The sequence below is a fragment of the Saliniferula longa genome (assembly GCF_050789285.1).
Taxonomy (GTDB): domain Bacteria; phylum Pseudomonadota; class Alphaproteobacteria; order Rhodobacterales; family Rhodobacteraceae; genus CAVPWP01.
Window position 1 is genome coordinate 588696 of the sequence record NZ_JBOUVX010000002.1, and the last position, 12230, is coordinate 600925.

The 12230-nt window shown below is 68.5% G+C and carries 9 protein-coding genes; all 9 read left to right on the forward strand.

Annotated features, from left to right (window positions below):
• The first annotated feature begins 1 nt into the window (after window position 1).
• The 9 genes from ACRDNQ_RS09430 (at window position 2) to ACRDNQ_RS09470 (ending at window position 12230) form a co-directional block, all read left to right on the forward strand.
• Entirely contained in the window at window positions 2-1009 is a 1008-nt protein-coding gene (locus ACRDNQ_RS09430; RefSeq protein ID WP_431828397.1) for an AAA family ATPase, read from the forward strand.
• Window positions 1006-1878 (forward strand): DUF58 domain-containing protein, encoded by an 873-nt coding sequence (locus tag ACRDNQ_RS09435; protein WP_431828398.1) that lies wholly within the window; start codon window positions 1006-1008, stop codon window positions 1876-1878. Before ACRDNQ_RS09430 ends, ACRDNQ_RS09435 begins: the two co-directional genes overlap by 4 nt.
• Window positions 1878-4673, forward strand: a complete 2796-nt coding sequence (locus ACRDNQ_RS09440) for a DUF4159 domain-containing protein (RefSeq protein ID WP_431828399.1) — start codon at window positions 1878-1880, stop codon at window positions 4671-4673. The genes ACRDNQ_RS09435 and ACRDNQ_RS09440 overlap by 1 nt, the downstream gene beginning before the upstream one ends.
• Window positions 4674-4675: 2 nt before the next feature.
• Window positions 4676-6763 carry a hypothetical protein gene (locus tag ACRDNQ_RS09445; RefSeq protein ID WP_431828400.1) on the forward strand — a complete coding sequence of 696 codons (2088 nt, stop codon included), beginning with the start codon at window positions 4676-4678 and terminating at the stop codon, window positions 6761-6763.
• Between the two features lie 29 nt (window positions 6764-6792).
• Window positions 6793-7335, forward strand: coding sequence for a GNAT family N-acetyltransferase (locus ACRDNQ_RS09450; protein WP_431828401.1), 543 nt, complete (start codon window positions 6793-6795; stop codon window positions 7333-7335).
• Between the two features lie 57 nt (window positions 7336-7392).
• Window positions 7393-8841, forward strand: a complete 1449-nt coding sequence (locus ACRDNQ_RS09455; protein WP_431828402.1) for an FAD-linked oxidase C-terminal domain-containing protein — start codon at window positions 7393-7395, stop codon at window positions 8839-8841.
• A gap of 65 nt (window positions 8842-8906) precedes the next feature.
• Window positions 8907-10025 carry an FAD-binding protein gene (locus tag ACRDNQ_RS09460; protein WP_431829104.1) on the forward strand — a complete coding sequence of 373 codons (1119 nt, stop codon included), beginning with the start codon at window positions 8907-8909 and terminating at the stop codon, window positions 10023-10025.
• Window positions 10025-11344: a glycolate oxidase subunit GlcF gene (gene glcF / locus ACRDNQ_RS09465; RefSeq protein ID WP_431828403.1), complete on the forward strand. Its 1320-nt coding sequence runs from the start codon at window positions 10025-10027 to the stop codon at window positions 11342-11344. The genes ACRDNQ_RS09460 and glcF overlap by 1 nt, the downstream gene beginning before the upstream one ends.
• A 64-nt stretch (window positions 11345-11408) precedes the next feature.
• Complete coding sequence (locus ACRDNQ_RS09470) at window positions 11409-12230, forward strand: trypsin-like serine peptidase (RefSeq protein ID WP_431828404.1); 822 nt, start codon at window positions 11409-11411, stop codon at window positions 12228-12230.

The window sequence follows — 12230 nt, forward strand, 5'->3', positions numbered from 1 at the left end:
CATGACCCAGCCGAACGACCTTGTGACCGAGATCGAGGTGCTGGGCGGCAAGCTTGCCGAAGCGAAGGCCAGCATCACCCGTCGCTTCATCGGGCAGGAAAGGGTCGTGGACCTTGTGCTGTCGGCCATCCTGTGCGGCGGGCACGGTCTTCTCATCGGCCTTCCGGGCCTTGGCAAGACCCGGCTGGTCGACACCCTGTCGACCGTTCTCGGGCTGGATGGGGCGCGCGTGCAGTTCACGCCCGACCTGATGCCCGCGGACATTCTCGGGTCCGAGGTGCTTGAGACCGCGGCCGACGGCAGCCGGTCGTTCCGCTTCATCGAGGGGCCGGTCTTCTGCCAGCTTCTGCTGGCCGACGAGATCAACCGCGCCAGCCCCCGCACCCAGTCCGCGCTTCTGCAGGCGATGCAGGAGAAGTCCGTAACGATCGCCGGCAAGGCCCATCCGCTCGACAAGCCGTTCCACGTTCTGGCCACGCAGAACCCGATCGAGCAGGAGGGCACCTATCCCCTGCCCGAGGCGCAGCTTGACCGGTTCCTCGTGCAGATCGACGTGCCCTATCCCGACCGAGCGACCGAGCGCGAGATCCTGCTGGCCACGACCGGCGTCGACGAGGCCGAGGCGGTCAACGTCTTCACCGCGGCGGAACTGATCGCCGCGCAGACGCTAGTGCGGCGGATGCCCGTGGGCGAGGCCGTGGTCGAGATGATCCTTGATCTTGTGCGCGCCTGCCGTCCCGGCGACGCGGCCGCGCCGGCCATCGTGAACGATGCCGTAGGCTGGGGCCCGGGTCCGCGCGCGGCGCAGGCGATGATGCTGACGGTTCGCGCCCGGGCGCTTCTGGACGGCCGTCTGGTGCCATCGGTCGACGATGTCGCGGCGATGGCGACGCCGGTCCTCAGCCACCGCATGGCGCTGACCTTCGCAGCGCGGGCGCGCGGCGTGGCGCTTGCCGACGTCATCGCCGAGGTGACCGACCGAACGACGCGGATCGAGGCCGCGGCGTGAGCGCATCCCTCTCGCTTCGGTCGGCGGCGGAAACCCTTGCCGCGCCGCTTCCGCCACTTCTGGCTGCGGCCGAGCATCTGGCCGCGAACGTGATTCTTGGCGCCCATGGCCGGCGCCGATCGGGGCTGGGCGACGAGTTCTGGCAGTACCGCCCGCTTCACGCCGGTGACGAGGTGCGAACGATCGACTGGCGCCGCTCGGCCCGGTCGGACGCACTGTTCGTGCGCGAGAAGGAATGGCAGGCCGCGCAAAGCGTGGCGATGTGGGTCGACCGTGCGCAGTCGATGGGGTTCACCTCCTCAAAGGCGCTGCCGCCCAAGGGTGAACGCGGGGCGACACTTGCGCTGGCTCTGTCGGTGCTTCTGATCCGCGGTGGTGAACGGGTGGGTCTGTCCAACCTCTCCACCCCCCCGCGCACAGGGCAGCTGCAGCTTCTGCGGCTGGCCGACGCCCTGAGCCGCGAGGGTGACGAGGATTTCGGCGCGCCTGAAGTGCGCGGAATGGTCTCGCAGTCGCGGGCGGTCTTCGTGTCGGATTTCCTGGGCGACGTCTCGGCGGTCGAAGCCGCATTGACGACCGCCGCCGACAAGGGCGTGAAGGGGGCGATCCTGCAGGTGCTCGACCCGCAGGAAGAGGCGTTCCCCTTCGACGGGCGAACGATCTTCGAATCGATGGGCGGCGGACTGCGCCACGAGACGCTGAAGGCGGGCGATCTGCGCGACCGCTATCTCGAACGGCTGGCCGCGCGCAAGGCGGCCCTGGCCGACCTCGCCCGGATCACCGGCTGGCAATACCACTGCCACCACACCGATGCCCCGGCGACGTCGGCGCTGTTGTGGCTTTACGGCGCGATGGAGCGGGATCACTGATGTTCACCCTGGGCGGCATAGGCTTTACCGCGCCCTGGCTGCTTCTGGGCCTCGTCGCGCTGCCGATCCTTTGGCTTTTGCTGCGCGTCGTGCCGCCGGCACCGATCCGGCGGCGGTTCCCGGGGGTCGCCCTGCTTCTGGGACTGAAGGACGACGAGAACGAAAGCGACAAGACCCCGTGGTGGCTGCTCCTGCTGCGCACGCTGGCGATCGCCGCGCTGATCCTTGGCTTTGCGGGACCCGTCCTGAACCCCCAGTCGGAACGCGCAGGGACCGGTCCGCTTCTGGTGGTCATCGACGGCACCTGGGCCGATGCCCGTGACTGGCCGCGCCGGATCGAACGGCTTGACGATCTTCTGGCCGAGGCAAGCCGGGCGGGGCGCACCGCGGCCGTGGTGACCCTGACCGACCTGCCGGCCGACGGGGTCAGCTTTCAGGCCGCCGAGACCGTGCGCCAGCGCCTGCCAAGTCTTGCCCCCGCAGCCTGGACGCCCGAGTCCGACGGCGTCGTGGCATGGGCGGAGGCGCTTTCGGACGGCGTGCTCCCCGGTGGGGCCGAGGTCTTCTGGATGTCGGACGGGCTGGAACAGCCCTGGCGGCCCGATCTGCTTGCCGCTTTCGAACGTCTGGGTCCTGTGACGGTCTTCGAATCGCCGCGCCCCGTGGTCGCCCTGCGGCCCCCGGTTTTCGCAGACGGGGTCGTGACCCTGACGGCGATCCGGGCCGACACCGCCGGCGCGGCCGAGATCATCGTGAACGCCCACGGGCTTGATCCCGCGGGAACCCCGCGCACGCTGGCTTCGGCGCCGGTCAGCTTCGCGCCCGGGTCCGCCGAGGCGTTGGTCGAACTGTCGTTGCCGCCCGAGCTTCGCAACCGGGTCACACGCTTCGAAATCGACGGGCTTCGGTCGGCCGGGGCGGTATCGCTGACCGACGATTCGCTGCGGCGGCGCGAGGTGGCGCTGGTCGCCGGCATCGACGACCGCGAGGGCCTGCAGCTTCTGTCGCCGACGCATTACCTCGAGCAGGCGCTGGAACCCACGGCCGACCTGATCCAGGGCTCGCTCGAGGACATCCTTCTGGCGAACCCGGACGCCATCATCCTGGCCGACGTCGCGGTCCTGACCGAGGCCGAATCCGAAGGCCTGCTTGCCTGGGTCGAGGGCGGTGGATTGTTGGTGCGCTTCGCCGGGCCTCGGCTTGCCGCAAGCGATGTGAGCCGTGATGTCGAAGACCCGCTGATGCCTGTGCGGCTGCGCGCGGGCGGGCGCAGCGTCGGCGGCGCGATGAGCTGGGGCGAGCCGAAGACCCTTCGCCCCTTCGGGCCCGAGTCGCCCTTCTTCGGGCTGCCGGTGCCGGAAGAGGTCAGCGTCTCGGCGCAGGTCATGGCGCAGCCCGACCCGACGCTGGCCGAGCGTGTCATCGCGGCACTCAGCGACGGCACGCCCCTTGTGACGCGCAAGCGGGAAGGGGCAGGGCAGGTGGTTCTTTTCCACGTGACCGCCAATGCCGAGTGGTCGACGTTGCCGCTGTCGGTGCTTTTCGTCGAGATGCTGGACCGGCTTGCCATTTCCACCCGTCCGGCCGACCCCACGGCCGAAGATCTGGCCGGCACGACCTGGGTCGCCGACGAAGTTCTCGATGCCTTCGGAGAGGTCGACGAGGCCGGCACGATGGCGGGCGTTCCGGGCGAGGTGTTGGCCGAGGGGCGGATCGGCCGTGACCTGCCGCCGGGGCTTTACGCCGGCGAGGATCGTCGTATCGCGCTGAACGTGATCGACGCCGCGACCGAGATCTCGGCCACGGCCTGGCCTGACCGGATCGCGGTCGAGGGGCTGGCCGTCGTGCCCGAGCGGGCGCTGAAGGGTCTTCTGCTGTCGCTGGCGATGGTGGCGCTTCTGATCGACATTTTGGCTTCACTCTGGCTTGCGGGACGGCTGACGGGACCGCGGGCCTCCAGCGGCCGCGCGGGTCTGGCGGTGCTGGTCCTTGCGGCGCTGATCCTGCCCGGTGAAGGCCGTGCCCAGGACAGCGCCTCCGACCAGTTCGCCATCGAGGCCACGTCGAACGCCGTGCTGGCCCACGTCGTCACCGGAAACGCCCAGGTCGATGCGATCGCAGAAGCCGGTCTGCGCGGCCTGTCCGACGTGCTATACCGGCGCACTTCGATCGAACCCGCCGCGCCAATGGCGGTGAACCTTGAAACCGACGAGCTGTCGTTCTTCCCCCTGCTTTACTGGCCGGTCACGCCCGACCAGCCGACCCCGTCCGCCGAAGCCTATCAGCGGCTGAACCGGTATCTGCGGACCGGCGGCATGATTTTGTTCGATACGCGCGACGCAGATGTCGCGGGGTTCGGCGGCGCGACCGAAAACGGACGCAAGCTGCAACAGCTGGCCGCGCCGCTTGATATCCCGCCGCTCGAGCCGATCCCCGCCGACCATGTGCTGACACGGACCTTCTATCTTCTTCAGGACTTCCCGGGGCGCTTCACAAGCCGCGACGTCTGGGTCGAAGCCGCGCCCGCCGATGCCGAACTGGTCGACGGAATGCCGTTCCGCAACCTCAACGACAACGTGACGCCGGTGGTGATCGGCGGCAACGACTGGGCTGCGGCCTGGGCGACGGACGAGGCCGGCAACCGGCAGTATCCGGTGGGGCGCGGCTATGCCGGCGAGCGCCAGCGAGAGATCGCCTATCGCTTCGGCGTGAACCTTGTGATGCATGTGCTGACCGGCAACTACAAGTCCGACCAGGTCCATGTGCCGGCGCTTCTTGACCGGCTGGGACAATAGGGATGAACACCACAGTCATCTTCGACCCGCTGGTGCCGGTGATGGCGCTGTGGATCGCTGCGGCGGTCGCGCTGGTGCTGTTGACGGTTGCGGTCTGGCGGGGGCTTTCGGGCTGGTGGCTGCGGGCGCTGTCGCTTGCCGTTCTTGTGGCCGGCCTTGCCAACCCGTCGCTTCAGGTCGAGGACCGCAGCCCACTGACCGACATCGTGATTCTTGTCGTCGACGAAAGCGCCAGCCAGCGCATCGCGGACCGACCCGATCAGGTGGCCGAGGCGCAGGCCGCCCTCGAGGCCGAGATCGCGGCCCTTCCCAACACGGAATTGCGCGTGGTGAGCGTCGGTGATGGCGAGGGCGACAGCGGCACGCTTCTGATGCGCCGTCTTGCCGAGGCCATGGCGGATGAGCCGCGCGGCCGGCTTGCCGGGGCGATCCTGCTGACGGATGGCCGGCTTCACGACATCGAGCATCTGCCGGACCTACCCGCGCCGCTTCACGCCCTGCTGACCGGCCGCGACGAGGACTGGGACCGCCGGCTGATCGTGCGCAACGCGCCGGCCTTCGCGATCTTGGGCGAGCCGGTGACCCTGACGCTGGAGGTCGAGGATCAGGGGACCGTGCCGCGCGACCTTGCCGATCTGGCCGAGCTTCAGATTTCGGTCGACGGGGACGAGCCGCTGACCTTCACCGTTCCGGTGGGCCAGGAGCTTGAGTTACCGGTGACGCTGCCGCACGGCGGCCTGAACGTGATCCAGTTCTCGATCCCTGCGTCCGAGGGCGAACTGACCGATCGCAACAACAGCGCCGTCGTCCAGATCAACGGCGTGCGCGACCGGCTGCGGGTACTTCTGGTGTCGGGCGAGCCCCATGCCGGCGAGCGGACCTGGCGCAATCTCCTGAAGTCCGACGCCTCGGTCGATCTTGTCCACTTCACGATCCTGCGCCCGCCCGAAAAACAGGATGGCGTGCCGGTGGCCGAGCTGTCGCTCATCGCCTTCCCGACGCGCGAGTTGTTCCTCGAGAAGATCGAGGAATTCGACCTGATCATCTTCGACCGCTACAAGCGGCGCGGCATCCTTCCGGCCGTCTATCTCGACAACGTGCGCCGCTACGTCGAGGACGGAGGCGCGCTGCTGATCGCGGCGGGGCCGGACTTCGCCGGAGCGGATTCGCTTTATCGCTCGCCGCTGTCCGACGTCATCCCTGGACGGCCGACCGGCCGGGTGATCGACGCGCCCTTCGTGCCGGAGATCACCGACATCGGCGCGCGGCACCCCGTGACCGAGGACCTGCAGGCGCATTCGCCCGAAACCGGGATCGAGGGTCAGATCTGGGGGCGCTGGATGCGAACCATCGACGTCGAGACGACGGGCGGCAATGTTGTGATGAGCGGGATCGACGACCGGCCGCTTCTGATCCTCGACCGCGTGGGCGAGGGGCGGGTGGCGCTGATGGCGTCGGACCATGCCTGGCTCTGGTCGCGCGGCTATGAAGGCGGGGGGCCACAGCTTGAACTGCTGCGGCGGCTGGCGCACTGGATGATGAAGGAACCCGAGCTCGAGGAAGAGGCCCTGACGGCCTCGGCCGAGGGGCAGAGGATGACCATCCTGCGCCGGACCCTGGGCGATGCCGTGGGGCCCGTCGAAATCACGGGGCCGGATGGCGTCACCGTCACTGTGGACCTTGTCGAAGAGGCGCCGGGGCGCTTCACGGCGACCTACGAGGGGCCCGAGATCGGGCTCTACCGTCTGCGTGAAGGCGACCGCGAGACGGTGATGGCCCTTGGTCCGGCCGCCCCGCGCGAGTTCGAGCAGACGATCGCCACGGGCGAGATCCTGCAGGCAGCCGTGCGCGACAGCCGGGGCGGGATCCTGCGACTTGAAGAGGGCGTACCCGATGTGCGCGCCGTGCGCGAAGGCCGACCTGCGGCGGGACGTGGCTGGATCGGGATCACCCCGCGCGAGGCCTATGTGACCACCGATGTCACCGTGACGCCGATCCTGCCGGCGTGGCTTTTCCTTCTGGTTGCCGCGCTACTGGCCGTGGGGGCCTGGGTGTGGGAAGGTCGTCTGGGACGGCGGGGCACGGTCTGACGCGCCCGGTCGTTACGAAGGAGCCCGTGATGACCATCACCATCACCTCGGTCGACCGTGTCGTCGACCCGGACGAACTTTCCGACATCCTGCGCGACTATCTGGGGCCGGTCGTCGAGGCCTTTCGTCAGGAAGCCGGACTGGATCTCGAGGTCGCCCCCGTGGTCCGGGCGACGATGGACAATCTTGGCGCCTACCTGCCGCCGGACGGCCGCCTGTTTCTGGCGCGCGATGCCGGCGACAGGTTGGTCGGGACGATCTTTCTCAAGCGCATCCGTCCCGACGCGGCCGAGATCAAGCGGCTTTTCGTCCGCCCCGAGGCGCGCGGCACGGGGCTTGGACGGCGCCTGAGCGAGGCCGCGATCGCCGAAGCCCGCGCCATGGGCATGAGGTCGGTCCTGATCGACACAAGCCTGTGGCAGACGGCGGCCCAGGCGCTTTACAGCTCGATGGGGTTTCGCGATGTCCCACGATATCCGGAATCCGAGAACGACATCTCGATGGACCCCTGGCTTGTCTATATGGAATTGATGCTCGGCACGGGGTCGCAGGGGACGGCTACGGAAAGTTGAGGATTGTGCGGTCGGCGAATTGGTAATAAGTTCTTACCAATCCTAGGGAGGATCACCATGGAGATGCCCACCCCCAATCCTGCGATCCTGTCTCGCAAGGATCGGATCGTCGCACGGCTCCAGGCCGTCCTGCCTCGGGACGCGGTCATCCATGACGAGGCGGAAACCCGCGCCTATGAATGCGACGCCCTGACCGCCTATCGCTGTCCGCCGTTGTGCGCCGTTCTGCCCGCTTCGACCGACGAGGTCGCGGCGGTCCTGCGCGTTTGCCACGAGGAAGGCGTGCCGGTGGTGCCGCGCGGGTCCGGCACCTCGCTGGCCGGCGGCGCGCTTCCCACTGCCGACAGCGTGATCCTAGGCGTGGCGCGTCTGAACGACGTGCTCGAGGTCGATTACGACAACCGCTTCATTCGGGTGCAGTCGGGCCGCACGAACCTCAGCGTCACCGGCGCCGTCGAGGAAGACGGTTTCTTCTACGCCCCCGATCCGTCCAGCCAGCTGGCCTGCGCCATTGCGGGCAACATCGCGATGAACTCGGGCGGGGCGCATTGCCTGAAGTATGGCGTGACGACGAACAACCTTCTTGGCGTGCGCATGGTGTTGATGGACGGCACCGTGGTCGATATCGGTGGCGCGCATCTGGACGCCCCCGGCCTTGACCTTCTGGGCGTGATCTGCGGATCGGAGGGGCAGCTTGGCGTCGTGACCGAAGCTACGCTGCGCATCCTGCCCAAGCCCGAGGGCGCGCGGCCGGTCCTGATGGGCTTCGATTCGAGCGAGGTCGCCGGGGCCTGCGTCGCCGACATCATCAAGGCCGGGGTGCTGCCCGTGGCGATCGAGTTCATGGATCGTCCCTGCATCCGCGCGACCGAGGCCTTCGCCCATGCCGGGTATCCCGACTGCGAGGCGCTTCTGATCGTCGAGGTCGAAGGGAGCCCCGCCGAGATCGACGAGCAGCTTGGCCTCATCCTTCAGATCGCGCGGCGCCACGATCCGATCGAGCTGCGCGAAGCCGAGACCGAGGACGAGGCCAAGCGCATCTGGCTGGGCCGCAAGTCCGCCTTCGGCGCGATGGGGCAGATCAACGATTACATGTGCCTCGACGGCACAATCCCGGTTTCGGCGCTGCCGCTGGTGCTGCGCCGGATCGGCGAGATGTCGACGGAGTTCGGCCTTGACGTCGGCAACGTCTTTCACGCGGGCGACGGCAACATGCATCCGCTGATCCTGTTCGACGCCAACAAGCCCGGCGACCTGGAGAAGTGCGAAGCCTTCGGGGCCGAAATCCTGAAGCTCTGCGTCGAGGTCGGCGGCTGCCTGACCGGCGAGCACGGCGTGGGCATCGAGAAGCGCGACCTGATGACGACGCAGTTCGGCCCCGACGATCTGGAGGCACAGATGCGGGTGAAGGATGTCTTCGATCCCGACTGGCTTCTGAACCCCGCCAAGGTCTTTCCGTTGGCGGCAAGCGAGGGCCGGCGCGCGCGCCCTGCGAAGGCGGCCTAGCGGGGGCTGTCCGCCCCCGCGCCCCCGAAGGTATTTTCCGCCAGAAGAAGAGGACCGGTCCTGTGCTGACCCCCAAGGACGAGACGGAACTGGCCGACGCCGTGGCCCAGGCGAAGGGACCGCTGCGCATCCGGGGCGGCGGCACGCGCCCGGTCGGACGCGTTGCGGCCGCGGACACCCTGTCGGTGGCGGGGCTGGCCGGCGTCACGCTTTACGAGCCCGGGGCGCTGACGATCGTCGCGCGGGCCGGAACGCCCCTGGCCGACGTCGAGGACATCCTGTCCGCCGAAGGGCAGCGGCTGCCCTTCGAGCCCATGGATCACCGCAGGCTTCTTGGAACCGAGGGCACCCCGACCATTGGCGGGGTGGTCGCGGCCAATGTCTCGGGTCCGCGGCGGGTGCAGGCCGGGGCCTGCCGCGACAGCCTGATCGGGGTGCGCTTCGTCGATGGCGGCGGCACCGTCATCACCAACGGCGGGCGGGTGATGAAGAACGTCACCGGCTATGACCTTGTGAAGCTGATGGCGGGGTCTTGGGGGACCCTTGGGGTGCTGACCGAGGTATCCTTCAAGGTGCTGCCCGCGGCCGAGGCCGTCGCGACCGTTCTGATCGGCGGGCTTGACGCGGGTCAGGCCGTGGCCGTGATGACGCGCGCGCTGAGGTCGCCCTTCGAGGTATCGGGCGCGGCATATGCCGCGACCGGGCCGGACGGGTCTCGGGTCGCGATGCTTCGGATCGAGGGGTTCGCGGAGTCGGTCCGTTATCGCGCGGAAAAGCTTGTGGCGCTTCTGGGGGACGCCGGCGAGATCCGCATCGAGTCGAACCCCGACAGGGTGCGCCGGATCTGGACGTGGGTGCGGGATGCCGAGCGTTTTGCCGGCACGCCGGGCGATGTCTGGCGGCTGTCGGTCAAGCCTACGGATGCGGCCCGGGTGGCCGATCGCCTTGGCGCCGAGGACCTGCTTCTTGACTGGGGCGGGAGCCTGATCTGGGCCGAAGTGCCGCCGGGGACGGACCTGCGCGGCCGGCTGGCCGGCATCGCGGGTCACGCGACGCGAGTGCGTGGGGCGGGCGGCGGCCTGCCGGCGTTCCATCCCGAACCTGCGCCGCTTGCGGCGCTTGCGGCAGGCTTGCGGGCGAAGTTCGACCCGCGGGGCATTCTGAACCCGGGGATCATGGGCTGATGCAGACGAATTTCTCTTCCAAGCAACTCGAGGATCCCGCGATCGCCCGGTCGAACGAGATCCTGCGCACCTGCGTGCATTGCGGGTTCTGCACGGCGACCTGCCCGACCTACCAGGTGCTGGGCGACGAGCTCGACAGTCCGCGGGGGCGCATCTACCTGATCAAGGACATGCTCGAGAACGACCGGCCGGCAGACGCCAGGACGGTCAAGCACATCGACCGGTGCCTGTCCTGCCTTGCCTGCATGACGACCTGCCCCTCGGGCGTGCACTACATGCACCTTGTCGATCATGCCCGGGCGCATATCGAGCGAACCTATACCCGACCACCGATGGAACGCGTGCTGCGCTGGACGCTGGCGCGGATCCTGCCCTATCCGATGCGGTTCCGCGTCGCGCTGTTCTTCGCAAGGCTCGGCCGGCCCTTCGCGGCCCTGATGCCCGATGCGCGGCTTCGGGCGATGCTGGAAATGGCGCCGAAGCAGATCCCGCCGGTCAGCCGGAACGACGATCCGCAGGTCTTTCCGGCGATCGGCCCGCGCAGGATGCGGGTGGCGCTGATGACCGGGTGCGCGCAGAGGGCGCTCAACACCGACATCAACGACGCGACGATCCGTCTTCTGCGGCGGCAGGGCTGCGAGGTCGTGATCGCGCGCGGCATGGGCTGCTGCGGGGCGCTTGTCCATCACATGGGCAAGGAGGACAAAAGTCATGACGCGGCCGCGCGGAACATCCGCGCCTGGATGGCCGAGGCACGCGGGGCCGGTCTTGACGCCGTGGTGATCAACACCAGCGGCTGCGGGACGACGGTGAAGGACTATGGCCACATGTTCCGCAACGATCCGCTTGCCGCCGATGCCGCCGCCGTCAGCGCCATGGCGATGGACGTGAGCGAGATCCTGAAGCAGCTTGACCTGCCCGAGGGCGCGCCGAAGGGGCTGCGCGTGGCCTATCATGCGGCCTGTTCGTTGCAGCATGGCCAGCAGATCAAGACCTATCCCAAGGATCTTCTGAAACGCGCGGGTTTCGAGGTGGTCGAGCCGCGTGACAGCCATCTGTGCTGCGGCTCGGCGGGAACCTACAACCTGATGCAGCCCGAGATCTCGAAGGAGCTGAAGAGCCGCAAGGTCGCGACGCTCGAGGAAAAACGCCCCGACGTCATCGCAGCGGGCAACATCGGCTGCATGATGCAGATCGGCTCGGGCACGGGCGTGCCGGTCGTGCACACCGTCGAGCTTCTCGACTGGGCCACGGGCGGACCGGTGCCGCCTGCGCTTCGCCGGTCACAGTCGGCCCTTGCTTCGGGCGAGGCGCCTTAATTCCGCCCCCGCCCCGTGCTAACCACCAAGGGCGGCCTGGGGGGGCAGCAGGGCGGGAATGGTGATGCGAAGACTGCTTTGGGCCCTCGTGGTTCTGCTTTGCGCCGCCGAGGTGTCGGCGCAGCAGGAGGCGGGTCTGACAAGCCTTGTGACGGGCGATGACAGCCGCGGCTGGGAAGCCGTGGGTCGCCTGAACATCGGCCGGACGGGGTTCTGCACCGGGGCGCTGATCGCCCCCGACGTCGTGATCACCGCGGCGCATTGCCTGTACGATCAGGACAGCGGCGGCGTGGTCGCGGCCGACGAGATCGAGTTTCTGGCCGGATGGCGAAATGGCCGTGCCACGGCTTATCGCGGGGTCCGCCAGGCCATCCCTCACCCGGACTATCAATTCGGCGACACGCGCGGCCCGGAGTCCGTGGACCACGACCTGGCGATCCTCAGGCTTGACAGTCCGATCCGCAAGACGGGCGTCGTTCCCTATGCCACCGCCGAGCGCCCGCGAAAGGGCGATCCGGTCGGTGTCGTCTCTTACGCCCACAACCGGGCCGAACGTCCGTCGCTGGAGAAGGCCTGTCACGTGCTGGCGCGTCCCTCGGACAGCCTTGTGCTGTCCTGTTCGGTCGACTTCGGGTCGTCGGGCGCGCCGATCTTTGTGCTTGATGGTGAGACGCCCCGCATCGTCTCGGTCGTCTCGGCCAAGGCCCAGGTCGGGGGACGTCCGGTGTCGCTTGGCAGCGGGCTGGAGCGGCCTCTGGCCGATCTGCGCGCGCTTCTCGAAGCGAACGACGGGATTTTCGCCCCCGCCGAGGCAAGGCCGCAAGTGCGGCGGATGACGATCGAAGAGGTCCCCACGGGTGGCGGGGCGAAATTCCTTCGGCCCTGA

Excerpts from the sequence above, each read along its gene's own strand:
- ACRDNQ_RS09470 (WP_431828404.1), top strand. The coding sequence starts at position 11,409 with ATGCGAAGACTGCTTTGGGCCCTCGTGGTTCTGCTTTGCGCCGCCGAG.
- ACRDNQ_RS09445 (WP_431828400.1), top strand. The coding sequence starts at position 4,676 with ATGAACACCACAGTCATCTTCGACCCGCTGGTGCCGGTGATGGCGCTG.
- ACRDNQ_RS09430 (WP_431828397.1), top strand. The coding sequence starts at position 2 with ATGACCCAGCCGAACGACCTTGTGACCGAGATCGAGGTGCTGGGCGGC.
- glcF (WP_431828403.1), top strand. The coding sequence starts at position 10,025 with ATGCAGACGAATTTCTCTTCCAAGCAACTCGAGGATCCCGCGATCGCC.
- ACRDNQ_RS09450 (WP_431828401.1), top strand. The coding sequence starts at position 6,793 with ATGACCATCACCATCACCTCGGTCGACCGTGTCGTCGACCCGGACGAA.
- ACRDNQ_RS09455 (WP_431828402.1), top strand. The coding sequence starts at position 7,393 with ATGGAGATGCCCACCCCCAATCCTGCGATCCTGTCTCGCAAGGATCGG.
- ACRDNQ_RS09440 (WP_431828399.1), top strand. The coding sequence starts at position 1,878 with ATGTTCACCCTGGGCGGCATAGGCTTTACCGCGCCCTGGCTGCTTCTG.